The 22,532-nt window shown below is 63.3% G+C and carries 19 protein-coding genes and 1 pseudogene; 6 read left to right on the top strand and 14 right to left on the bottom strand.

Annotation, left to right across the window (positions count from 1 at the left end; all coding sequences use genetic code 11):
• Nucleotides 1–132 precede the first annotated feature (132 nt).
• From FFI89_RS16720 to FFI89_RS16690, 7 genes are all read right to left on the bottom strand, one after another.
• Complete coding sequence (locus tag FFI89_RS16720) at nt 133–366, bottom strand: twin-arginine translocase TatA/TatE family subunit (RefSeq protein ID WP_138838366.1); 234 nt, start codon at nt 364–366, stop codon at nt 133–135.
• A gap of 166 nt (nt 367–532) precedes the next feature.
• The gene (scpB, locus tag FFI89_RS16715; RefSeq protein WP_138838364.1) at nt 533–1,282 is read right to left on the bottom strand and encodes an SMC-Scp complex subunit ScpB; all 750 of its coding nucleotides are present in this window, start codon (nt 1,280–1,282) and stop codon (nt 533–535) included.
• A gap of 18 nt (nt 1,283–1,300) precedes the next feature.
• Nucleotides 1,301–2,122, bottom strand: coding sequence for a ScpA family protein (locus FFI89_RS16710; RefSeq protein WP_138838362.1), 822 nt, complete (start codon nt 2,120–2,122; stop codon nt 1,301–1,303).
• Nucleotides 2,119–3,141 carry a beta-N-acetylhexosaminidase gene (gene nagZ / locus FFI89_RS16705; protein ID WP_138838360.1) on the bottom strand — a complete coding sequence of 341 codons (1,023 nt, stop codon included), beginning with the start codon at nt 3,139–3,141 and terminating at the stop codon, nt 2,119–2,121. Before nagZ ends, FFI89_RS16710 begins: the two co-directional genes overlap by 4 nt.
• A gap of 47 nt (nt 3,142–3,188) precedes the next feature.
• Nucleotides 3,189–4,670 (bottom strand): SPOR domain-containing protein, encoded by a 1,482-nt coding sequence (locus FFI89_RS16700; RefSeq protein WP_138838358.1) that lies wholly within the window; start codon nt 4,668–4,670, stop codon nt 3,189–3,191.
• A gap of 118 nt (nt 4,671–4,788) precedes the next feature.
• On the bottom strand, nt 4,789–6,582 hold the full coding sequence (gene argS, locus FFI89_RS16695; RefSeq protein WP_138838356.1) for an arginine--tRNA ligase: 1,794 nt from the start codon (nt 6,580–6,582) through the stop codon (nt 4,789–4,791).
• Nucleotides 6,583–6,591: 9 nt separating this feature from the next.
• On the bottom strand, nt 6,592–7,800 hold the full coding sequence (locus tag FFI89_RS16690) for a deoxyguanosinetriphosphate triphosphohydrolase (protein WP_138838353.1): 1,209 nt from the start codon (nt 7,798–7,800) through the stop codon (nt 6,592–6,594).
• Nucleotides 7,801–7,907: 107 nt separating this feature from the next.
• Between FFI89_RS16690 and erpA the strand changes: the two genes are divergently transcribed.
• A complete protein-coding gene (gene erpA, locus FFI89_RS16685; RefSeq protein WP_027537859.1) occupies nt 7,908–8,237 on the top strand; it encodes an iron-sulfur cluster insertion protein ErpA in 330 nt (109 codons plus the stop codon).
• Nucleotides 8,238–8,253: 16 nt separating this feature from the next.
• Here erpA and FFI89_RS16680 read toward each other — a convergent pair whose 3' ends face one another.
• The 3 genes from FFI89_RS16680 to FFI89_RS16670 all read right to left on the bottom strand — a co-directional run bounded on the left by FFI89_RS16680 (nt 8,254) and on the right by FFI89_RS16670 (nt 14,978).
• Nucleotides 8,254–10,608: an ATP-binding protein gene (locus FFI89_RS16680; RefSeq protein ID WP_138838352.1), complete on the bottom strand. Its 2,355-nt coding sequence runs from the start codon at nt 10,606–10,608 to the stop codon at nt 8,254–8,256.
• Nucleotides 10,609–10,715: 107 nt separating this feature from the next.
• Nucleotides 10,716–13,844, bottom strand: a complete 3,129-nt coding sequence (locus FFI89_RS16675) for an efflux RND transporter permease subunit (protein ID WP_138838351.1) — start codon at nt 13,842–13,844, stop codon at nt 10,716–10,718.
• Nucleotides 13,845–13,847: 3 nt separating this feature from the next.
• Nucleotides 13,848–14,978, bottom strand: a complete 1,131-nt coding sequence (locus FFI89_RS16670; RefSeq protein WP_138838350.1) for an efflux RND transporter periplasmic adaptor subunit — start codon at nt 14,976–14,978, stop codon at nt 13,848–13,850.
• 154 nt (nt 14,979–15,132) lie between these two features.
• On the opposite strand from FFI89_RS16670, the gene xth reads away from it, so the two are divergent.
• Complete coding sequence (gene xth / locus FFI89_RS16665) at nt 15,133–15,924, top strand: exodeoxyribonuclease III (protein ID WP_138838349.1); 792 nt, start codon at nt 15,133–15,135, stop codon at nt 15,922–15,924.
• 51 nt (nt 15,925–15,975) lie between these two features.
• On the opposite strand, the gene FFI89_RS16660 is transcribed toward xth, so the two are convergent.
• The 3 genes from FFI89_RS16660 to FFI89_RS16650 all read right to left on the bottom strand — a co-directional run bounded on the left by FFI89_RS16660 (nt 15,976) and on the right by FFI89_RS16650 (nt 19,920).
• On the bottom strand, nt 15,976–16,812 hold the full coding sequence (locus tag FFI89_RS16660) for a tetratricopeptide repeat protein (RefSeq protein WP_138838348.1): 837 nt from the start codon (nt 16,810–16,812) through the stop codon (nt 15,976–15,978).
• On the bottom strand, nt 16,799–18,523 hold the full coding sequence (gene ilvD / locus FFI89_RS16655; protein ID WP_138838346.1) for a dihydroxy-acid dehydratase: 1,725 nt from the start codon (nt 18,521–18,523) through the stop codon (nt 16,799–16,801). Before ilvD ends, FFI89_RS16660 begins: the two co-directional genes overlap by 14 nt.
• A 164-nt stretch (nt 18,524–18,687) precedes the next feature.
• Nucleotides 18,688–19,920: a cytochrome P450 gene (locus FFI89_RS16650; RefSeq protein ID WP_138838344.1), complete on the bottom strand. Its 1,233-nt coding sequence runs from the start codon at nt 19,918–19,920 to the stop codon at nt 18,688–18,690.
• Between the two features lie 762 nt (nt 19,921–20,682).
• Between FFI89_RS16650 and FFI89_RS16645 the strand changes: the two genes are divergently transcribed.
• Nucleotides 20,683–20,985, top strand: a complete 303-nt coding sequence (locus FFI89_RS16645) for a hypothetical protein (protein ID WP_138838342.1) — start codon at nt 20,683–20,685, stop codon at nt 20,983–20,985.
• A 77-nt stretch (nt 20,986–21,062) separates the two neighbouring features.
• Here the strand turns inward: FFI89_RS16645 and FFI89_RS35365 are convergent.
• Nucleotides 21,063–21,149 (bottom strand): annotated as a pseudogene (locus FFI89_RS35365) (cytochrome o ubiquinol oxidase subunit IV); the annotation flags it as partial.
• Nucleotides 21,150–21,754: 605 nt separating this feature from the next.
• On the opposite strand from FFI89_RS35365, the gene FFI89_RS16635 reads away from it, so the two are divergent.
• From FFI89_RS16635 to FFI89_RS16630, 3 genes are read left to right on the top strand one after another with little or no spacing between them, the layout of a single operon-like run.
• Nucleotides 21,755–22,030 (top strand): hypothetical protein, encoded by a 276-nt coding sequence (locus FFI89_RS16635; RefSeq protein WP_138838338.1) that lies wholly within the window; start codon nt 21,755–21,757, stop codon nt 22,028–22,030.
• A 43-nt stretch (nt 22,031–22,073) separates the two neighbouring features.
• Entirely contained in the window at nt 22,074–22,208 is a 135-nt protein-coding gene (locus tag FFI89_RS35210) for a hypothetical protein (RefSeq protein WP_256379191.1), read from the top strand.
• A 55-nt stretch (nt 22,209–22,263) separates the two neighbouring features.
• Nucleotides 22,264–22,512: a hypothetical protein gene (locus FFI89_RS16630; protein WP_138838336.1), complete on the top strand. Its 249-nt coding sequence runs from the start codon at nt 22,264–22,266 to the stop codon at nt 22,510–22,512.
• Nucleotides 22,513–22,532: the final 20 nt, after the last annotated feature.

The following is a 22,532-nucleotide window of genomic DNA, read 5'->3' as shown; positions in this document are numbered from 1 at the left end:
ATTTTTCCGCTCACGCGCGACGTCCGCGCCCATTTCCCTGCGACAAGACTTGCCTTGTAGCAAGATTTGGGGACGCCCGCGCCTTTCCTCAACCGGCCTCAATAAGCCGGCACCCTTCAACGAGGGGCTGGTTCAGACAGCCTTGCTGCCGACATCCGAACGCGCCGCGGAAGGAGCCCCGGCGTGATCGATGGTCTTGGCGGGCTCGGGCTTTTCCGCCGTCTTGTCATCGTCCTGCATACCCTTCTTGAAGGCCTTGATGCCCTGCGCGACGTCGCCCATCAGGTCCGAAATCTTGCCGCGACCGAACAACAGCAGGACCACTGCGATCACGACGATCCAGTGCCAAATGCTAAGCGAACCCATCCTGCAACCCTCCAAAGAGACGGCCGGAAACCGACCAAGCTTTGGCGGAAGGTAGGCCCGGGAGGTGTCAAAAACAAGGACTTAGGCCGCGGCAAATCGGTGCCGCGGCTACGTAATTTTGCTATTGTTAATCCCCAATCCGGGAATAAACGACGGCGCCTTGGAACTAGCTTTCGCTGCTACCTTCTGGGCCGCTTTCAGGCTCCGCAGCGGGTGCCAGCAGCAGGTCCAGCGTATCGCCTGCTTCCAGCGGATCTTCGTCCTCACGCAATGCCGCATCGTCAGACGGTGTCGGAACGCTGAAGCCGGAAGGCAACCGTGAGTCCAGGAGACCCGTTCCCTTCAGCTCTTCCAGGCCCGGCAGATCGCCCAGCGCCTCAAGGCTGAATTGCGTCAGGAACGCCTCGGTGGTGCCGAAGGTCAGCGGACGGCCCGGCGTCTTGCGACGGCCGCGGGGACGGATCCAGCCGGTCTCCAGCAACACGTCCAGGGTTCCCTTCGACGTGATCACGCCGCGGATTTCCTCGATCTCGGCGCGCGTCACCGGCTGGTGATAGGCGATGATTGCGAGCACCTCGATGGCCGCGCGCGACAGGCGGCGGGTTTCGGTGCTCTCGCGGGTCATCAGCCACGACAGATCGCCGGCGGTGCGGAACGACCACTTGTTGGCGACCCGCACCAGGTTGACGCCACGCGTGGCGTATTCAGCCTGCAGCCGCGCCAACGCTTCCTTGATGTCGACCCCGTCGGGCATCCGTTTCGCCAACGTTGCCTGATCGATCGGCTCGGCGGAGGCAAACAGCAGCGCTTCGAGTAGCCGCAATTCCTCGGGCCGCGCCACGGTATCGATTTCCGTGTTGGGGTCGACGGGACGCTCCTCGGCATCTTCCATGCGTTTTTCCGCCAGGCTTGCCATGGCTAGCTCTCCTTCCACTTACTCGACCGTCAGATCCGGCGCGGACATCGCTCCGGACGCTTGACGCTTACGAAAATAGATCGGCGCGAACGCCTCTTTCTGGTTTATTTCCATCTCGCCTTCGCGCACGAGCTCAAGGGCGGCGGCAAAGCTCGACGCGAACACCGTCGCCTTTTGCGAGGGATCGACGACATAGTTGAGAAGATATTCGTCGAGACAGCTCCACTCCTCGGCGATGCCGATCAGCCGCTCCAGCGAGGCGCGCGCTTCCGCCAGCGACCACACCGTGCGCTTGGCCAGATGAACGGTGGCGAGCACGCGCTGCTGGCGCTGCGTGGCGTAAGCCGACAGCAGGTCGTACAGCGTCGCGGTGAATTTCGGGTGGCGGATTTCGGCGATCGATTCCGGATTGCCGCGCGGAAAGATATCGCGCTGGAACTGCGGCCGGTTCATCAGCCGGTTGGCCGCCTCGCGGATCGCCTCCAGCCGGCGCAGCCGGTTGGCAAGCGCAGTCGCCATCTCCTCGGCGCTCGGTCCATCCGGCGTCGCCGGTTCAGGCAGCAGCAAGCGCGACTTCAGGAACGCGAGCCACGCCGCCATGACCAGGTAATCGGCCGCGAGTTCAAGGCGGATTTTTCGCGCCGCCTCGATGAAGACCAGATACTGGTCGGCCAGCGCCAGGATCGATATCTTGGAGAGATCGACCTTCTGCTGCCGCGCCAGCGTCAGCAGCAGATCGAGCGGGCCTTCATAGCCCTCGACGTCGACGACCAGCGAGTGCTCGCCGTCCGTTACTTCGGCGGGCCGTCCGGTTTCAAACGATAGAATCTCCGCGGTCATGCCGTCCCTACCCGATTAATCAGCGCGTCCAATTCAGCCCGTGCCGCCTGCCGGTCGAGCGGCTGCGGTTGATGTCGTGAGGCCAGCGCCCGTTTGGCGCGCTCAAGGGCCTCACCCGTCAGTTCCGGCGTCTCACGCGCTACGTCGCGCATCTCGTCGAGCTTGCCGTTGCAATGCAAAACCATGTCGCAGCCGGCGTTGACGATGGCGCGGGTCCGCTCGGCGATCGTTCCCGCCAACGCATTCATGGACACGTCATCACTCATCAACAAACCTTGGAACCCGATTACGCCGCGAATCACTTGGTTTATGATTGTCGCAGAAGTCGTCGCCGGATGGGCGGTGTCTAGCGCGCTAAACACAACATGTGCGGTCATGGCCATTGGCAGGTCTGCCAGCGGTTTAAAGGCCGCGAAATCGGTCGTTTCGAGCTCTTCCCGCGACGTATCGACCGTCGGCAGACGAAAATGGCTGTCTGCGGTGGCCCGGCCATGCCCGGGAATATGCTTGAGAACCGGCAGCACGCCGCCCTCGACCAGCCCGTCGGTGACGGCCCGGGCGATCGCGGCAACCTTGGCAGGTCCGGTTCCATAGGCCCGGTTGCCGATCACAGCGTCGGCGCCGGCCACCGGAACGTCCGCCAGTGGCAGACAGTCGACGGTAATCCCGAGGTCGATCAGGTCGGCCGCGATCAGCCGGGAGCTCAGGCGCGCCGCCTGAAAGCCCAGCCTGGGCTCGATGTCGTAGAGCGCACCGAAGACGGCGCCGGGCGGATAGACCGGCCAGTGCGGCGGTCCCAGCCGCTGAACCCGGCCGCCTTCCTGATCGATCAGGACCGGCGCATCCGGGCTGCCTGCGGCTTCACGCAATTCCCGAACGAGTGAAGACACTTGAGCCGGAGTATCGATATTGCGCTTGAATAGGATGAAGCCCCATGGGCGTTCGTCGCGGATAAACTTGCGCTCGTCAGCGCCCAGTTCCAGTCTCGATACGCCTGTGATGAATGCGCGGCTGCTCATAGGGGCCGATTAGGCCCCTCACGGCTCCCGGGTCAAGGAAACGGCCGTTAATTCCTTTGGACGACGCACTGTCCACCCGCGGTTTTCAAACTACCGCAGAACTGCGAGGCTTCGTCGGGTGACCCAAACGGCCCGACCATGGCCCGGTAGTAGACCCCCTTCTCGCCCAGATCGGCCCGCTTGATCAGGGGCGAACGGGAACCCAGCACCGCCGGGAATTTGCCCTGCAGGGCCCGGAACGACGCCTGCGCGTCCGCCTCGGACTTCTGCGAGGAGACCTGAACCACGTATCCACCGCCGGCGGAGGCGGCCGGAGCCGTCTGCACCGGATTGGTGGCGGCCATGCGGGTCGGCGCCGGATCGGGCTGTGCCCCACCCTGCGGCGCCAGTGACAGCGGCGCGCTGGCGTTGGCTGAGGAAGGGTTACGTGCGGCCGGGGCCGGTGCCGCCGGCGCGCTCGCCGTCCGTCCGGCCACCGGTTTTGTTGCAGGCGCGGCCACGGCAGCCGGAACCCCGCCGTTTTCAGCCGCATCGCCCTTGACGGCCAGCGTCTTGATCTTGCGCGGCTCGCTGTTCGGCATCGTGCCGTTCGCAGCCGTCGGCGGCGGCGGCGCCCCCGGCGAAACGCTGGCGACCGGCGGCGGGCTGCCGTTCTGGTTCAGCGGCGGAAACACCACACGCGGCGCGCCGGACCTGGAATTGACGTCGACCGGCGTCTCTTCGCGCGACACCAGCTTCTCGCCACCATCGCCCGGCACCATGCGGTCGGGCGTCTTTCCGGAGGCACTGTCGGCCGGCGCCGGAACGACCTTGGTCGGGCTGTTGTCGGCCTTGATGATCGGCGGCTCGCCGCTGCGGGGCGAACCGACATAAGTACGATAGGCGAAGGCTGCCCCCGTCCCTACCACGGCCAGCGCCAGCACGGCGGCGACCGTCACCAGGCCGCTGGAACGGCGCTTGGGCTCGGCAGGCTCCTCATATTCGCTCTGGTAGGCGTAGGGATCGTCCGGATAGGCCGGGTCGCGCTGATATTCCTGTTCCCCGGATTCGATTTGACCGTACAGCGCGTCGTCATAACGCGACGGGTCGGCCGGCGGCGCCTCGTCGGCGTAGTGCTGCTCTTCCTGATATTCCTGCTGGTAGTCTCGTTGGTATTCCTGCGCGGGCGCCGCCGGCTGCTGAGCCGCGTAGCGGTGCAAGGGATGCACAGGCGCGGGCTCGTAAGCCGGCTCTTCGTCTGCGTAATCCTCCGGTGGCGGGGCTTCCTGGCGGGCGCGCTGCATCCAGGGCGGCGGCATCGGGGCCGCGTTGTCGTCTTCGTCAGCCGGGGCATAGGTTTGCGGGCGCGGATTGGCGCGCGACTGCAACGGATGTGGTGGCGGCGCCTTGCCTGCTGCGGTACCGAAGGGATCGGTTTGGCCGATCAGCCTTGCCAGTTCCGCCAGCGGATCGCTCTCCGCACGGCGGAGGTCGTCGCCCCGGTCGTGGTCGGAGGCGGGAAAAGGTCGGTCCGGATATCGTTCAGCCATCGTGGTGGTGCATCCCATTCGGGACAGCGCCAACCCGCTATGTCAGCGAAACCTGACAACGAATTGGCCCCTGCCAGACCCCCCACAAATCCCCATTCGTGAGGGCCTTCGCCCCTGCCTACCGCATCTCGGTCGGAGCATGGACGCCGAGAACGGCTAAGCCCGATGCCAGAACCGAGACGACGCCCTGAACCATCGCCAGCCGCGCCTTCGTGATCTGTGCATCATTATTGATAATGAAGCGTAAATAGGGCAAATCGCGCCCCCTGGTCCAAAGCGCATGAAATTCGCTGGCCAAATCATACAGATAAAATGCGATTCGGTGCGGCTCGTGTGCGACCGCCGCCGCCTCGATCATCCGGGGATAGAGCGCCAGCAGCTTCAGCAGGCTGAGTTCCGCCGGGTCGGTCAGCCGCTCCAAGGCGGCGTCGCCCAGATAGGCCGCCCGGGCGGCGTCGGACTCGGGCAGGTCCGGAACCAGCTCGCGGGCGTTCTTGAAGATCGAATGGCCGCGGGCGTGGCCGTACTGGACGTAGAACACCGCGTTGTCCTTGGACTGCTCGATCACCTTGGCGAGGTCGAAATCCAGCACCGCGTCGTTCTTGCGGAACAGCATCATGAAGCGGACGGCGTCCGAGCCGACTTCGTCGACGACTTCGCGCAGAGTGACGAAATCGCCTGACCGCTTCGACATCTTCACCGGCTCGCCGTCGCGCAGCAGCCGAACGAGCTGCACGACCTTGATGTCCAGCGTGGCCTTGCCGGCGCTGACGCCCTTCACGGCGGCCTGCATGCGCTTGATGTAGCCGCCATGATCGGCGCCGAACACGTCGATCATATCGAGGAAGCCGCGATCGATCTTGTTCTTGTGATAGGCGATGTCGGAAGCGAAATAAGTGTAGGCGCCGTTGGACTTGATCAGGGGACGATCGACGTCGTCGCCATAGGCCGTCGCGCGGAACAAGGTCTGCTCGCGATCCTCGTAATCCTCGACCGGCTTGCCCTTCGGCGGCGGCAGGCGGCCCTCGTAGATATCGCCCTTGGAGCGCAGGAAATCGATGGTCTCGGTGACCTTGTTGTTGCCGGTCTCGACCAGCGACCGCTCCGAGAAGAACACATCATGCTTGATCTGGAGCGCGGCCAGGTCGCCCTTGATCATCTCCATCATGGCCGAGATCGCCTTGGCGCGAACGATCGGCAGCCAGGCGTCTTCCGGCATCGCCTTGAGCTTGTCGCCAAATTCGGCGGCGAGCGCCTGCCCGACCGGCACCAGATAGTCGCCGGGGTAAAGCCCTTCCGGAATTTCACCGATGTTGTCGCCGAGCGCTTCGAGGTAGCGGAGGTACGCCGAACGCGCGAGCACGTCGACCTGCGCGCCGGCATCGTTGATGTAATATTCGCGCGTGACGTCATAGCCCGCGAACTGCAACAGGCTGCTGAGCGCATCGCCGAACACGGCGCCGCGGCAATGCCCGACATGCATCGGTCCGGTCGGATTGGCCGAGACGTATTCGACATTGACCTTGCCGGCGTTGCCGATCGCGCTGTTGCCGTAGGAGGCGCCTTCGCGCAGCACCGTGCGCAGCGCATCCGCCCACACCTGAGGCTTCAGCGTGAGATTGATGAAACCGGGCCCAGCGACATCGACCGAGGCAATCAGCTCGTCGGCACGAAGTTTTTCGGCAAATTTATCGGCGAGTTCGCGCGGCTTGGCCTTGGCTTCCTTGGCCAGCACCATCGCGGCATTGGTTGCCATGTCGCCATGGCTGGCATCGCGCGGCGGCTCGACCACCACGCGGGAGAAATCGATGCCGTCGGGCCATCGGCCTTCGGTCGCAAGTGCTGCGCAGATCGCGTGCACGCGCGCGAGCACATCGGCAAAAAGGTGTTGTGAAGCAGGTTTGTCGGCCATGGCCGCCGCCTAACGCAAATCCGGGGTCGAGTCAAAAAGCCTTTGGTGCTCCATCAGGGCGAAACGGTCGGTCATCCCTGCGATGAAATTGCCGATCCGGCGCGCCCGCTCGCCCTCGCTTTCGCGCTCAGTGCCCTCGACCCATTCGGCCGGCAGATCGCCCGGCGACGCCTGGTAGCGCGCGAACAGGTCGAACAGGATCCCTTCCGCCTCGCCCATCACGCGCATCACCCGCGCGTGCCGGTACATCCGCTGCTTGAGGAACGCCTTGATGGCGGCCTCCTCCTGCGCCACCGGATCCGGAAACGCGACCATCGGCTGATGGTAAAGGTGGACGTCGTGGGCCGATTGCGGCTTGGCCGCCTCCAGGCGTTTTTGAGTCTCCGCGACCACCGCCCCGATCAGGTACGAGATCAGCTCGCGCACCAGTTCGGCGCCGCGCCTAACGTCGTCGAGAGCGGGATAATGGTTGCCGATATCGGCGATGATCGCCTCGGTGAGCGGCATCACCTTGAGGTCATCAACAGCAAAGAGACCGGCGCGCAGGCCATCGTCGATATCGTGGGCATCATAGGCGATGTCGTCGGCAAAGGCCGCGACCTGGGCCTCCAGCGAAGCAAAACTCCACAGCTCCAGATCGAATTTCCGGTTGAAGTCGACAATGCCGACGGGAATGCCGCCTTCGCCATGGTGACCGGCCGGCGCCCCGCTGCGCTCAGCCAGCGGGCCGTTGTGCTTGACGATGCCCTCGAGCGATTCCCAGGTCAGGTTGAGCCCGTCGAATTCGGGGTAGCGATGCTCCAGCGCGGTCACCACGCGCAGCGCCTGCGCGTTATGGTCGAAGCCGCCATGGGCGTGCAGGCATTTGTCGAGCGCCCGCTCGCCGGCATGGCCGAACGGGGGATGGCCGAGGTCGTGGGCCAGCGCCAGCGTCTCCGTCAGGTCCTCGTCGAGGCCAAGCTGCCGGGCCAAAGCCCGTGCGATCTGCGCCACTTCCAGCGAATGGGTCAGCCGGGTGCGGTAATGATCGCCCTCATGGAACACGAAAACCTGGGTTTTGTGCTTGAGACGGCGAAAAGCGGTGGAATGGATTACCCGGTCGCAATCCCTGCGGAACGGGCTGCGGGTCCTACTCGGGGGTTCCGCGAACAGCCGGCCGCGGCTCCGCTCAGGGTCGCAGGCATAAAGGGCGCGGGGGGCAGCCATTCCGACCGACACGTTTTTTTAGTCCTTATCCATTTGATTCCGCGACGTTACGCACTTAACTATGTATGAGGCGGCATACCAAATGAATTGGGTATGACGCCATCGACCGGAGAGCTGTCATGACCACTGCCATCACCGTCAGCGAGCGGGCTGCCCGCCGTATCGGGCAAATCCTCAAGACCGAAGGCGACGGCGCCATGCTGCGCATCTCCGTCGAGGGCGGCGGCTGCTCCGGCTTCCAGTACAAATTCGACGTCGATCATGCCAAGGCCGAAGACGATCTCGTGATCGCGCGCGAAGGCGCGGTGGTGCTAGTCGATCCGGCCTCGGTGCCGTTCCTGGCCGGATCGGAAGTCGACTTCGTCGATGACCTGATCGGCGCCTCGTTCCGCGTGGTCAACCCGAACGCCACCGCCTCCTGCGGCTGCGGCACCAGCTTCTCGATCTGACCCTGCTGTTCCCCGGCTAGCTCGCGGGCTGGACTTCGTGCTCCGCGGCAGCCTTGCCGCCCTGCTCCGCCGTGTCCGGCATGGCAGGCACCAGCGTTGGCGCCAGCTCCAGCGACACGTCCGATGGCTCGCGCGCCCGACCCAACGCCCGCAACACGGCATCGACCAGCATCTGCTTCCGCAGCGGCTTGGCGAGGAAGTCCGACATCCCGGCCTCGCGGCACAGTTTTGCGTCTTCGGGGAAGGCGTTGGCGGTCAGTGCTACGATCGGCAGCGACATGAAGTCGCCCGAGCGGATCGCCCGCGTCGCGGCGAGGCCGTCCATGACAGGCATCTGCACATCCATCAGCACCAGATCGTATTCGGCTTCCAGCACGGCCTCGATTGCCTGCGCGCCGTCGCTCACGATGCAGGTTTCGATGTCGAATTCCCGGAGCATCTTGCTGACCACCAAGCGGTTGGTCGCATCATCCTCGGCAATGAGGATCCGCAACGGACGGCCCTGCGCGGCAATCCGCGCCTTGAGATCGTCGGCGCCAGCCCGGTCCTTCGATGGTTCGGCGACGAAGGTATCGCTCCACGGCAATGTCAGTGAAAACCGGAATGTCGAGCCCTGTTCCGGGACCGAGGTGACACCGATCTTGCCGCCCATCTGTTCGATGATCCGCCGGGAAATCGCGAGCCCGAGGCCGGTGCCGCCAAAGCGGCGATTGATCGAGGCGTCGGCCTGCTCGTAGTCGGTAAACAGGCGGCCGACCCGGTCGGGAGCAATGCCGATACCGGTATCGGAGACACACCAGTCCACCCGGGCCAGCATGTCGCCGCGCGAGTGGCAGTGAGCTGCAATGGTTACCTTGCCGCGTTCGGTGAATTTCACCGCGTTAGACGCAAGATTGAGCAACACCTGCCGGATTCGGGCGACATCGCCGCGCAGGGATGCGGGCAGTGCCGGGTCGAGTTCGATCGTAACCGTCAGTCCCTTGTTGCCGGCAGTGCTGCGGATCACCGCGGCCACGGCCTCGACGAGCGCTATCGGCGAGAAGTCCGTGGCTTCGAACTGGAACCGCCCGGCCTCCAGTTTCGAAAGATCGAGAATGTCGTTGAGGATCCGCAGCAGGTTGTCGCCGGATTCGTGAATGGTGGCGACCGCCTGGCGCTGTTCCGGATCGAGCGCGGTTTCCAGCAGCATGGCGGCCAACCCCAGCACACCGTTCATGGGCGAGCGGATTTCGTGGCTCATCACGGCCAGGAAATCCGACTTCGCCCGGCTTTCGGCCTCGGCCCGCTCCGCCCGCCAGCGTTCGGTGACGTCGCGGCCGAAGCCGCGATAGCCGTGAAACTGCCCTTCGCTGTCGCCCATCGGCTTGGCCGTCAAGGACCACAACCGCGTCTCGCCGCCGGCGACGACACGCAGGCTGATCTCGTGGAACGGCGCATGCCGTTCCATCAAGGCTGCGATGTTCGATGCCGTGATCGTGTCGTCGGGACACAGCATTTCCAGCAATTCGGAAAAATGCGCGCCCTTCAGCAGCGGCAGCGGCACCTGCGCCACTTCGGCGAAACGTTCCGGTACGTCGATCAGCCGCCCCTGCGCATCGGTCTGCCACAGCCAGTCGCTGGCGTTTTCCTGGAATTCCTTGAGCAGCAGCGAGATGATCTCGGTCTGTCGCTCGAGCTGCAGTTGGGCACGCAGATTGTCAGCGAACAGATTGCCGTGAGAAACGACGTTGCGCGCCATGAAGCCGGCAAACAGCAACAGGAACGCCGCGGTGAAGAAATGGATTTTGTCACCGCACAGCAGCAGCGCGCCAGTCGATGCGAAAGCCATCGTCCAGATGTACATCAGGCTCGCCCGGGAAATCGTCGACAGCGTGAAGGCACCGCCCGCAATCATTCCGGCCACCAGGCAGACGATGATCATCTGCTCTGCCGGGCCTGATCTGGGGAGCAACGCCAGCGGCAACGCGCTCCAGATCGCCGCCAGAAAGATGGCCTGCAGCGTCGAGTTGCGCATCGCCCCCAAGGAGGCCTGCTGCGGGCGGGTGCGTTGAGACCGTATCCACGACCGCGCCGCCAGCAGGGCGACCGCCGCGATCAGCAGGGCCCACAGTCCCAGAAAGGCGTTCGAGCCGGTGTTCCAGAACAGCGCGAGCACGATCGAAACGGTGATCAGATTGACGGTCATGCTGACCGGCACGAGCCGCGTCACGGCGTCGATCTGCCTGGCGCGGATCCGGCTCATTTCGCGATCGGTGATTTCGCCAGCCTCGATGCCGGCCATCGAAGAAAATCCGCCGATCCAGGCGAACGGCTTCCCCAGCGGACCGCCGCGCACGACCGAACCGGTCAACAGATCAACAGTGGATTTCATGCTGGGCCAACCTTCCGCGCGATATCGGCAGATAGGACCAGCAAACGCTTCGGCGGCGTTAACTGCGTGCCGCGCCCGGCGACAGCGTTAACAATCCGTAGCCGAATTCATTCGGCTGCAACCACATGTGGCCGCTCGCCTTCGCCGGTCTCCTCGTGCTGCGGTTCGAGCCGGCGCTTCAGCAGACGATCGACACGATCGAGATAGATGTAGATGACAGGCGTGATGAACAGCGTCAGCAATTGCGACACGCAGAGACCGCCGACCACGGCGACGCCGAGCGGCTGGCGCAGTTCGGCGCCGGCGCCGGCGCCGATGGCGATCGGCAGCGTGCCGAAGATCGCGGCAAACGTCGTCATCATGATCGGACGGAAACGCAGCAGCGCCGCTTCGCGGATCGCATGCTCGGCGCTGAGACCGACGCGGCGGCGTTCCAGCGCGAAATCCACCATCATGATGGCGTTCTTCTTGACGATGCCAACCAGCATCACGATACCGATCATCGCGATCACCGACAGCTCCATGCCGAACAGCATCAGGGTCAGGATCGCGCCGATGCCGGCCGACGGCAGGCCGGAGATGATGGTGATCGGGTGGATGAAGCTCTCGTAGAGAATGCCGAGGATGACGAAGGCCGCGAAGATGGCCGCCAGGATCAGGACGCCCTGCCCACTCTTGGAGTCCTCGAAGACCTGCGCCGTGCCCGAGAAGCCGGAGAAGATCGTCGGCGGCAGGTTTGACGAACGCTCGAGTTCGCGGATGCTGTCGGTGGCATAGCCGAGCGAGTAGCCCGGCGCGAGATTGAAGGAAATCGTCACCGCCGGCTGCTGGCCCTGGTGGTTGATCTGCAGCGGCCCCACCGAAGGCACCAGTTTGGCAACTGCTGCAAGCGGAATGGTCACGTTGTTCTGGGTCTTCATGTAGAGCTTGGAGAGATCCGACGGATCGACACGGAACTGCGGCTGCACTTCCAGGATGATCTGGTAGTCGTTGGTCGGCATGTAGATGGTGCCGACCTGGCGCGCGCCATAGGCGTTGTAGAGCTGGTTGCGCACCTGATCGACGGTGATGCCGTAGACCGCGGCCTTTTCACGGTCGATGTCGACCGTCATCTGCGGATTCTTGATGTAGAGGTCGGTGGTGACGTCGAGCAGACCCGGCAGCTTCTCGATTTTGTCGCGCATCTCAGGCGCGAGCCGGTAGAGCGACTCGGTATCGCCGCTCTGCAGTACGTACTGGTACTGGCTTTTCGAAATCCGGCCACCGATATTGAGGTTCTGGATGCTCTGGAAGAACGCCTGCATGCCCGGAATCTGTCGCGCCTTGGTGCGCAAACGTCCGATCACGACGGCGGCGTTGTCACGCGTCTTCTGCGGCTTCAGCGCGATGAACAGGCGGCCGTAATTGGCGGTCGCATTGGGGCCACCCGAGCCGACGGTGGAGTTGATGTACTCAATCGCGGGATCGGATTTCAGCACTTCGACCAGCGCCTGCTGCCGCACCTTCATGGCCTCGAACGAGGTGTCGGTGGCGGCTTCGGTCACGCCGATCAAAAAGCCGGTGTCCTCCTGCGGGAAGAAGCCCTTCGGCACGATCATGTAGAGGTAGACCGTGCCACCCAGCGTCGCCAGCGTCACGACCAGCATCAACGCCTTGTGCGCCAGCACCCGGTCGAGCGCCCATTCGTAGGCGCGCAGCCAGGACTCGAACATCGCCTCGAACACGCGAAGCACGACATTCGGCTTCTTGGTCGCATCATGCGCCCGCAACACGCGTGCGCACAGCATCGGCGTCAGGGTCAGGGACACGAAGCCGGATACGATGATCGCCACCGATACCGTCACCGCGAACTCGCGGAACACCCGGCCGACAATGCCGCCCATCAAGAGCACGGGAATGAACACCGCGATCAGCGAGAAGGTGATCGAGATGATCGTAAAGCCGATCTCGCGCGCACCTTTCAGCGCAGCCTCATAGGGCCGCATGCCGTGTTCGATGTGACGAACGATGTTTTCCAGCATGACGATGGCATCGTCGACCACGAAGCCGACCGACAGCGTCAGCGCCAGCAGCGTCATGTTGTTGATCGAATAGTCCAGCGCGTACATGACCGCACAGGTGCCGAACAGCGAGATCGGAACCGCCAGCGCCGGAATGAAGGTCGCGGACGCCGAGCGCAGGAACAGGAAGATCACCAGAATCACGAGGGCCACGGCGATCAGCAGCGTTTCCTCGACATCGGCGACCGCCTGACGGACGGATATCGAACGATCCATCATCACATTGATCGAAACCGACGGTGGAATCTGCGCGCGCAGCGCCGGCAGCTTGGCCAGCACGGAATCGACCACAGCCACCGTATTGGCATCCGGCTGCTTCTGGATGGCCAGCACGATGGCCCGCTCGTCGTTCAGCCAGGTCGCGATCTTGTCGTTCTCGACGCTGTCATAGATCCGCGCGACTTCGTCGAGCTTGACCGGCGAGCCGTTGCGCCAGGCCACCACGACCTGCCGGTAGTCGATCGCCTTGTCCATCTGCCCGGAGGCCTGCAGCGCGACGTCCTGCTTCGGCCCGTTCAGGGTGCCGACCGGCGTCGACGAATTTGCCCGCGATACCGCGGTCCTGATGTCCTCAAGCGACAGCCCGCGCGCCGCCGCGGCTTCGGGATCGGCCTGGACGCGGATGGCGAATTTCTGCGCCCCGTAGATCAGCACCTGCGCGACGCCGGGAATTTGCGATAGCGCCTGCCCGATGGTGATGTCGCCGTATTCGTTGACCGCCGACAGCGGCAGCGTCGCCGAACCGAGCGAGACGAACAGCACCGGGAAGTCGGCCGGGTTCACTTTGCGGAAACTCGGCGGGATCGTCATTTCGATCGGCAGCCGGCGTTGCGCGATCGTCAATGCGGTCTGCACGTCCAGCGCCGCGGCATCGATGTTGCGGTTGAGGTCGAACTGAATGGTGATGACGCTGGTGCCCTGCGAGGAACTCGACGACATCGACGAGATGCCGGCAATGGTCGAGAGCTGCCGCTCGATGATGCCGGCGACCGAAGCCGCCATGGTATCCGCGCTCGCACCCGGCAAGGTCGCGCTGACCGCGATCGTCGGAAAATCGACCCGCGGCAGCGCCGACACCGGCAGCAGGCGGAAACCGAACACGCCGAAGGCGATGATCGACGCCGTGATCAGCGTCGTCATGACCGGGCGGCGAATGCAGAGCTCGGAGAGCGTCATCGGTTACGCCCCGGCCTTCTTGGCCCGCGGCTCGACCCGCGCCCCGTTCGACAGCAGCAATTGTCCGTCGACCACAACGCTTTCGTCGCCGGTCAGCCCTTCGGAAATCACCGAAACGCCCTGCGAGGTCCGATCGACCTTGACCGGCTGGACCTTGGCGGCGCCGTCCTTGACGACAAACACATAGTTGCCGTTCTGGCTGCGCTGCACGGCGACCGTGGGCACCACGATGGCGTCTTCATTGCGGATCACGAGCTTGGTCGCGACCAGGGTCCCCGGCCACAGCGTCTCGTTCTCGTTGTTCATGATGCCGCGCACGGTCACCATGCCCGTGGTGGCGTCCACGGTGTTCTCGACCATCGCGACCTTGCCGCTCTCGGAACGCTGGTGGCCCGGGATCGTCGCGGCGACCCCGGAATCGCCCTTGGCCATTGCCTCGCGCAGGTCGACCAGCACGCGCTGCGGAACGGCGAAGGTCACGTAAACAGGCGCCATCTGGTTGATCACGGCGAGCGCCGCGGTATCGGCCGGCCGCACGAAATTGCCGACCTTTACGTTGGCGGCGCTGATCCGGCCTGCAAACGGCGCACGGATCAGGGTGTAGCTTTTCTGGACCTTCAGATTGTCCAGCGCCGCCTGATCGGCCTTGATAGTGGCGGACAGGGTGTCGGACTGCGTCTTGGCGTTATCAACGTTGACCTGCGTGGTGGCGCCCTTGCCGACCAGGTCGGTGAAGCGGCGGAGATCGCGCTGGGCACCCTCGAGCTGCGCCTGATCCTTGGCCAGCGTCCCCTCGGCCTGCTCGATCTGGGCGTCGATCTGGCGGCTGTCGAGCGTGAACAACAGATCGCCTTCCGCGACCTTGGCGCCGTCCTCGAAATGCACCGAGACGATGGTGGTCTCGACCCGCGATTTCAGCGCCACGCTGGAGATTGGCGTCACGGTCCCGATCGCATCGACGTCGACGGGGACGGTTTTGCGCTCGGCCTTGGCCAGTTCGACCGAGACCATGCGCGGCCGCTGCGGCCCCTGCGCCGTGGCCCCGCCGCCCATCCAGGTCGAGCGGGTTGCATAGGCGGCCACCGCGGCAATGCCGATGACGCCGGCAAAAACGATCAAGTGATTTTTTTTCATAATTTTCACGTCCGCCGCCCGCAAAGGACGGGACGACGGTTTCCGACCCCTTGACGGCGACTTTTGCGCCTTATTTCTAGACGGTTACCACAGGCTTGCGGCGCATGGTATGCCAGCAAAGCGAAAATGTGTGGTTACGATCCGGGTCATTTGAATGCGTATTGCTACGTGGAACGTCAATTCGGTCCGGCAACGGATCGAGCATCTCGTCAGCTGGCTCAGGGACTGCTCGCCGGACATCGTCTGCCTGCAGGAGATCAAATGCGTCGATGACGCCTTTCCCAGGCTGGAGATCGAAGCGCTCGGGTACAACGTCGTCACCCATGGCCAGAAAACCTTCAACGGCGTCGCGCTGTTGTCGAAGCTGCCGTTCGAGGAAACCAAATCGGGCCTCGCCGGCGACGACGAGGACGCCCATGCGCGCTTTCTCGAAGGCGTGGTCACGTTGAAATCCGGCGTCCTGCGGATCGCCTGCCTCTATCTGCCCAACGGCAACCCACCGGACACCGATAAATATCCGTACAAACTCAAATGGATGTCGCGACTTCTTGAGTACTCCCGCGAGCGACTTAAAGCGGAAGAACCGTTCATTCTCGCCGGCGACTTCAACGTCATTCCGGCGGCCCAGGACGTCTATAACCCCGCCGCCTGGGCCAACGATGCGTTGTTCCGCCCCGAAACCCGCGAGGCGTTCCAGTCCCTGCTCGGCCTCGGGCTGACCGATGCGCTACGCGCGGTGACCGACGCACCCGGCCAGTACACGTTCTGGGATTACCAGGCCGGCGCCTGGCAGAAGAACTGGGGCATCCGGATCGACCATTTGCTGCTGTCGCCGCAGGCCAGCGACCGGCTCACCGATGTCGGCATCGACAGCTACGTGCGCGCTTGGGAGAAGCCGTCGGATCATGTGCCGGTGTGGGCGGATTTCGACCTGGAGACGGGCTGAGCGCCGGACAGGCGCAAGAGCGCCTCTGCCGGAGAATTGGTCTCTGCGGTCTCAGTCTTTTCGGCCCTGCACCCAGTGCTCGAGCATCTGCAGCGCCATGGCGCGGTCGTCGTCGGACGCTTTGGTGATCGCCCGGTTGTAGCTTTCCTTGATCCAGGCCTCGTCGGCCGTGGCGCTGTCACGGGCCAAGGTCAGCCACATCAGCCCCCGCGCGGCCTGACGCGGCAGCCGGTCGCCGTTGAACAGCATCTGGCCGAGCAGGGCCTGCGCCTGATGCTGGCCCTTCTGGGCGGCAAGACCGAGCCAGCGTGCGCCGTAGCGGAAATCATCCCGCGAAGCATCAGGGGTCTTCAGATAGAGCCGCGCCAGATCGTATTGCGCATCCGCATTGCCGAAATAGGACGCGGCGTAGGAGAACATCTCCCTCGCCCGCTCGGTGTCGGCCTTGATCTTCGAATTCGGAATGCCGTTGAGGTAGTAGCGGCCCAGCGCGACGAAGGCGTTGGCGACGATCGCCGCCTGCGGCGCCGACGGGCTGTCCTCGGCATGCGCATTGGCGATGCGGCTGAAATATTCGAACGCGCGTACGTCGTCCTGGATGACGCCGTCACCGTCGGCATACATCCGGCCGAGCTTCCACTGCGCGACGGGGTGACCACCTTCAGCGGCGTATTGCAGCGAATTGAGCGAGGGCGCGCTGGCAGGCGTCACCGCCGACGGCGCCACCTTCTTCAGGGCCTGGGCATTGAGGGCTGCAGCAGCCGGCTGGGACACGACAGGAAGCGCGGCATCCTGGGTGGTCGGCGCACCATCAAACGCGAATCCGGGAGCAGCCACCGGCGCGGCCCCCAACATCAACGCAAGAATGATACGCCTAGATGTCCGCATAACACTGTTTCTCGTGCGCACCGCCCGGATGGGTTACAGCCCCATCCACCGCCGGCCCAACCTGCTGGGCGTATTTCCACAGCGCACCCGACGTATGGTTGGTCGCGCGAGGCCGCCATTTGGTCTTACGTTCTGCGAGCTCGGCGTCGGTCAAATTTACGTTAAGAGTCCCGACGTCAGCATCGATCTCGATGATGTCACCATCCTGCAACAGGGCGATCGGGCCGCCCACCGCCGCTTCCGGTCCGACATGGCCGATACAGAACCCGCGGGTGGCGCCGGAGAACCGGCCGTCCGTGATCAGGGCGACCTTGCCGCCCATGCCCTGCCCGGTCAGGGCCGCGGTCGTGGACAGCATTTCCCGCATGCCGGGACCGCCACGCGGCCCCTCGTAGCGGATCACGATGACCTCGCCCTCTTTGTAGGTTTTCTTCTGCACCGACTCGAAGGCATCTTCTTCGCGATCGAAGCAGCGGGCGGGACCGGTAAATTTCAGCTTCGACATGCCCGCGACCTTCACGATCGCGCCCTCAGGCGCAAGATTTCCCTTCAGGCCGACCACACCGCCGGTGACGGTGATCGGCTTGTCGGCGGACCGCACCACATCCTGGTGCGGATTCCATTTTACGCTCTTGAGGTTTTCGGCGATCGTCCGGCCCGTGACGGTAATGCAGTCTCCGTGCAGATGGCCATTGTCGAGCAGCGTTTTCATCAGAAGCGGTATGCCACCAACTTCAAACATGTCTTTGGCAACATAACGGCCACCCGGCTTCAAATCGGCGACATACGGAGTCTTTTTGAAGATTTCGGCGACGTCGAATAAGTCAAACTTGATACCGCATTCGTGGGCAATGGCCGGCAGGTGCAGCGCAGCATTGGTCGACCCGCCCGACGCAGCGACCACGGCGGCGGCGTTCTCCAGCGCGCGGCGGGTAACGATGTCGCGCGGGCGGATATTGAGCGCGATCAGGTCCATGACCTTCTCGCCCGCGGCGGTGCAAAACGCATCGCGGATCTCGTAAGGAGCCGGGGCGCCCGCCGAGTAAGGCAGCGCCAGCCCGATCGCCTCCGACACCGTCGCCATGGTGTTGGCGGTGAATTGTGCGCCGCACGCGCCGGCTGACGGACAGGCCACGCGCTCGATTTCATCGAGGTCGGCGTCCGACATCTCACCGACCGAATGCTTGCCGACGGCCTCGAACATGTCCTGCACCGTGACCTGCTGGCCACGGAAATTGCCGGGTAAAATCGAGCCGCCATAGATGAAGATCGAGGGCACGTTGAGCCGGACCATCGCCATCATCATGCCCGGCAGCGACTTGTCGCAGCCGGCAAGGCCAACCAGCGCGTCATAGGAATGGCCGCGGACGGTCAGTTCGACCGAGTCGGCGATGCATTCGCGCGACGGCAGCGACGAGCGCATGCCGTCATGGCCCATGGCGATGCCGTCGGTGACGGTGATGGTGCAGAATTCGCGCGGGGTGCCGCCGGCTGAGGCAACGCCCTTCTTCACGGCCTGGGCCTGGCGCATCAGCGAAATGTTGCAGGGGGCGGCCTCGTTCCAGCACGATGCCACGCCGACGAAGGGCTGGTGAATCTGCTGGGTGGTCAGACCCATCGCGTACAGATAGGACCGATGGGGCGCGCGCTCGGGCCCCTCCGTCACGTGACGGCTCGGCAACCTGCTCTTGATGTTGGCCTTGGCGTCCATTGCGACCCCGTTCCCCCAAGTCAACATGATTTCATGGAGGGGTGTGGCTAAAAAGCGGCGCAAGCGCGAACTACCCGTGAGAACGGTTAAATGTCCCCATACTGTTGCGACAGCGCAACAATCGTGGCGCGCGGGCAACCATTGAGGCACCAATACACCCGCCCCTAACTGTCCAGGGAACCCGGTTCCACCGCCAATCGCTCAATGGCATTCAAGCCCGGCCGTTGTCGCCACCGGATTTCCGACTCATCAACCGCCAGCTTCAGGCCAGGCCAGCGCTGAAACAGGGATTTCAGCGCACATTTGGCTTCGAGGCGCGCGAGTTGATGGCCGAGGCAGAAATGAATGCCGGTGCCAAAGGCGATATGGCGGTTCGGCCTGCGTTGCAGGTCGAGACGCTCCGGATGGGCATTGGCCAAAGGATCCCAGTTGGCGGCCGCCAGCATCGCCATGACCTTGTCGCCCTTGCGCAACCGGATGCCATCGAGTTCGACATCGCGGCGGACGTAACGCGGCTTGGTGAATTGCACCGGGGTGACGAACCGCAAGAACTCTTCGACCGCCAGATCGAGACGGCTCCAATCCTGTTCGAGCCAGTTGCGGAGATCGGGATTTTTCAAAAGCTCGTACGCGGATCCACTGATCAGGTGCGACGTGGTTTCGTGGCCTGCAAACAGCAGCAGGAAAATCATCGCGACGATTTCATCGCGGCTGATCTGTCCGCCCTCTTTTTCGACGCGCACGATTTCGGCGATCAGCTCCTCGCCGCCGGATTGCCTGACGGTCTCGACATGCCGTTCCATGTAGCGCCGCATCGCAAGCATGTTCGGGATCGCGCCGAAAAATCCCAGCATGCCGGTGAAGCGGGTGAAACCGCCGGCCCAGGCAATGAATCTTGTCCGGTCGCCCGGCGGAAGCCCGAGCAGTTCGGAAATCACCGACAACGGCAGTTTGCGCGCATAGCGATCGACAAGGTCGCATGGGCTGCCCTCGGCGAACAATTCGTCGGCGAGCTTATCCCCAATGGCCTGAATGTGCGGCTCCATCCCGAGCACCGCGCGCCGGCGAAACGCCTCGTCGACGATGTCGCGCAATCGCTTGTGTCCGGGATCGTCCATCGACAGCATGCTGTTGGCCAGGGCCCGGATCACCTTCGGCATCCACCACTGCATTCCGGCGACCGTGCCGTCGTCCTTGCGGATGGTGAACGTTTCGGTGTCTTTCAGCACCCGGTCCGCCAGCGCCTGCGTCGTCGTGGCCCAGACCTTGCCGACGATCGGGAAATTCACCCGAACCACCGGCCCCTGCGCACGCGGTCTTTCAATCGCCGCCGCGGGATTGCGAAAGTAGTCCTGGCTCGCGAAGTTTTGGCTGGCGAAGTCTGCCTGAAAGTTCATGCGCGGTTCCCGTGCCGAAGAATGACAGCCTGTTGCGGGCGTTTCTGAAGTGTGTCGCAACAGCGGTGCATGCAAGAGCCCTCCTGTCAGACCCGTGTATGCGGGTATCCGGTACGCCGCGGCCGATCCACGTCATACATTCGCCTTCTCGCGGCATGATTTGCCCGAGTTTTGTATCAACCTTGCCCTCTCGAAAATACAGAGGGCGCAGGGAAGACCGGATGCGCGCTGCACCCGCGGTCTCGCGTGCGATGTGCATTAGAAATGCTGCACACGAGCATACAGGTCAGCGGAGAACACCCGGCCTTCCCTGCGCAATGGCTTTACGGCTTATACGATTTCGTCCTGGTGACCGGCTTTCTTGCCACCATCATCGACGTCGGCTTTCGCTTCCGCCAACTTGACGCCAGCACCGGGGCGTCGGACCCGAACGATTTCGCCGTACGCTTTTGCCACGCTCGTCAGTCGCAGCCTTCGCGTCCACCGCTCCCTGCCCCTCGTTTGCGACGATGGCCTACGCCCCTTTGGTGGGACAGGATGGCGGGAGTTGAACGACTGATTTGCCCGACGGCACCAGCGGAATATTTTTGCGCGAAGGGCTGGACAGACTTTTGGTGATTTGCCCGACGCGCCAATTTGTCGCAGCGTGAAGGGTGCGCGATCGGTCTCGCCTGGAGCTTCTCACCGTTTTGATCTTAGGAACTAAAGCGCCCTCGCCGTGATTGCCTTTGCATCAGACTCACAATCGACGCGAGACGACTCATGATTTTCCGAACAATACTTCTCGTTGCGGCCATCGCCCTGTCCGGCAGCCTCACCTTCGCCCAGACCGGCTCACGCGACATCCCCAAATCCGGCGCGCCCACCGTACAGGGCACCACTGGCAGTTCGGTGACGTCGGGCGAAGGAAGTACCACCGGAACTGGCATGGGTGGCGGCATCGGCGCCATCGAACCGTCTGCAGATGATGCCAACAACTCCGGCGCCCCCACCGCAGCCGGCGCAAACAGCGAAGGCCGCGCGACAGAGCCCGGAGCCGTGAAGAGCGGCGCGAACGGACGTTGAGCCCGCCGATCGGTCTCGTCCTGACCGCGAGTAGAATCTCTCGTCGAGTCCATTCGCGGTCGTCGGCAAACCATCATTCACCGCTGCATCTGCATGATCTGATCCGCCGGCGCCATGTTGTAGTTCAGGTTCGCCATGATCCATAGCGATCCGCCGATAACGAGCGAGAATGACGATCAAAGCGCCGGATGCCAGCGCTGCCCGTCGTGTCGTGACGGGAAAAGACGGAATACTTGCCTTTGAGCCTCGCTATTTGGCGAAGCGGCACTATATGTCCAGGTATCACCGCGCGCCCCCGGCTGTTATCGGTGACTGAGAGCATTGCGCTCCCGCCTCGGTCAGAAAGGCGGTCAGATGCCAAACACCCCCGAATTCGATCCCAGCAAACGACCGATGCCTTTTGGTCTCGATCGGAACTCCCGCTTATTCGCCGTGATAATCGGTCTCCATCGAAGCGACGCAATACGGCGCCCAATTCTATCGGGACCTCCTAATGGCAAATAAGACAGTCATCCGGGATGCGTATGGCGCGCCGGCCGTATTTGTCGGGTCGAAAACAGGCAGCGACGACGCCCCCTTTGTTTTTATCCGGGTGGGAGATGAGGAGCGTCGCATGCGATGGACGGAATGGGATGCGCTCCCCCCGTGGACCGGCCCTCGTCCGGCTTGGGTAACGAAGAGCTAGGCCCGTCAATCTGACTGCCTCTAGCAACAGGAAACCGATGCGACAGCCGCAAAACATGGCGTTTGAACTTTTCCGGCATTTGGCATGAGCGGGGCCGCGCATGATCCATTGAAACTTACCTTACCCGCATTGCTGTTTCAGAACGGGCTGCCGGACCTGCCGGCGTTATTGATCGAGCCGCATCGCAACCACGCGGGAGTCTGGCGCATCAAATTCAACTACGAAACCGTCGAGCCGCTGTCGATGTCTGCCGACCAGGCATCAACGATGATTCCCCTGCTCCATGAATTGGGTGAGGCCGAATTGGCCGACGAGATCGACATCGCCGTGAAAAGCGCGACGCGTTATGCGTCAATGTGACGAACCTTCGTTCAATCAAACACGCAAACCCAGGGAGACCGCGATGGCCAAAGGCGAGCAAAAGGGAAATCGAGAGTCGAAGAAGCCCAAAAAAGAGAAGATCAAGACCATTGCCGCAGCTCCGAGCCAGAAGACGGCGGGATGGCAGCCGACTTTCGGCGCCGGCAAAAAGAAATAGCCGCTGTCGGTGGGATGGCTGTACGCCGCTTAATCGAGTGGCCAAAGGAGCTAAGATGAAAAAGACGCTCGTCGTGTTGATACTTTGCGCATTTGCACAAAACGCGCATGCCAAAGAGCCGGTCTGCCGCGACATCGCAACATCCAGCGCGCGGCTGGCTTGTTACGATCTGGCATCACCTCCCAAGCCGGAGCAGCGCGCGGTCACTGAAGGCGACGCATCTCGGCCTCCCTACAACGATCCATTTATCGCTGAAGACGCCAGGACGACGGCCAAACTGAAGAACATCTGCCGTGGTTGTTAGAATTCAACATGGAGGCAGCC

This window comes from Bradyrhizobium sp. KBS0727, assembly GCF_005937885.2.
In the GTDB taxonomy this organism is placed as follows: Bacteria; Pseudomonadota; Alphaproteobacteria; order Rhizobiales; family Xanthobacteraceae; genus Bradyrhizobium.
The sequence above is the reverse complement of the archived record's forward strand: the minus strand, read 5'-3'. Positions and strand labels throughout refer to the sequence as shown.

What these genes read in the sequence shown, in the direction of transcription:
- nagZ (WP_138838360.1), bottom strand. Translation starts at nt 3,141, where the DNA reads ATGAGCAGCCGCGCATTCATCACAGGCGTATCGAGACTGGAACTGGGC.
- FFI89_RS16645 (WP_138838342.1), top strand. Translation starts at nt 20,683, where the DNA reads ATGATTTTCCGAACAATACTTCTCGTTGCGGCCATCGCCCTGTCCGGC.
- FFI89_RS16660 (WP_138838348.1), bottom strand. Translation starts at nt 16,812, where the DNA reads ATGCGGACATCTAGGCGTATCATTCTTGCGTTGATGTTGGGGGCCGCG.
- argS (WP_138838356.1), bottom strand. Translation starts at nt 6,582, where the DNA reads ATGGCCGACAAACCTGCTTCACAACACCTTTTTGCCGATGTGCTCGCG.
- FFI89_RS16700 (WP_138838358.1), bottom strand. Translation starts at nt 4,670, where the DNA reads ATGGCTGAACGATATCCGGACCGACCTTTTCCCGCCTCCGACCACGAC.
- xth (WP_138838349.1), top strand. Translation starts at nt 15,133, where the DNA reads ATGCGTATTGCTACGTGGAACGTCAATTCGGTCCGGCAACGGATCGAG.
- FFI89_RS16650 (WP_138838344.1), bottom strand. Translation starts at nt 19,920, where the DNA reads ATGAACTTTCAGGCAGACTTCGCCAGCCAAAACTTCGCGAGCCAGGAC.
- FFI89_RS16720 (WP_138838366.1), bottom strand. Translation starts at nt 366, where the DNA reads ATGGGTTCGCTTAGCATTTGGCACTGGATCGTCGTGATCGCAGTGGTC.
- FFI89_RS16635 (WP_138838338.1), top strand. Translation starts at nt 21,755, where the DNA reads ATGAGCGGGGCCGCGCATGATCCATTGAAACTTACCTTACCCGCATTG.
- FFI89_RS16680 (WP_138838352.1), bottom strand. Translation starts at nt 10,608, where the DNA reads ATGAAATCCACTGTTGATCTGTTGACCGGTTCGGTCGTGCGCGGCGGT.
- FFI89_RS16670 (WP_138838350.1), bottom strand. Translation starts at nt 14,978, where the DNA reads ATGAAAAAAAATCACTTGATCGTTTTTGCCGGCGTCATCGGCATTGCC.
- scpB (WP_138838364.1), bottom strand. Translation starts at nt 1,282, where the DNA reads ATGGCAAGCCTGGCGGAAAAACGCATGGAAGATGCCGAGGAGCGTCCC.
- ilvD (WP_138838346.1), bottom strand. Translation starts at nt 18,523, where the DNA reads ATGGACGCCAAGGCCAACATCAAGAGCAGGTTGCCGAGCCGTCACGTG.
- FFI89_RS16675 (WP_138838351.1), bottom strand. Translation starts at nt 13,844, where the DNA reads ATGACGCTCTCCGAGCTCTGCATTCGCCGCCCGGTCATGACGACGCTG.
- erpA (WP_027537859.1), top strand. Translation starts at nt 7,908, where the DNA reads ATGACCACTGCCATCACCGTCAGCGAGCGGGCTGCCCGCCGTATCGGG.
- FFI89_RS35210 (WP_256379191.1), top strand. Translation starts at nt 22,074, where the DNA reads ATGGCCAAAGGCGAGCAAAAGGGAAATCGAGAGTCGAAGAAGCCCAAA.
- FFI89_RS16710 (WP_138838362.1), bottom strand. Translation starts at nt 2,122, where the DNA reads ATGACCGCGGAGATTCTATCGTTTGAAACCGGACGGCCCGCCGAAGTA.
- FFI89_RS16630 (WP_138838336.1), top strand. Translation starts at nt 22,264, where the DNA reads ATGAAAAAGACGCTCGTCGTGTTGATACTTTGCGCATTTGCACAAAAC.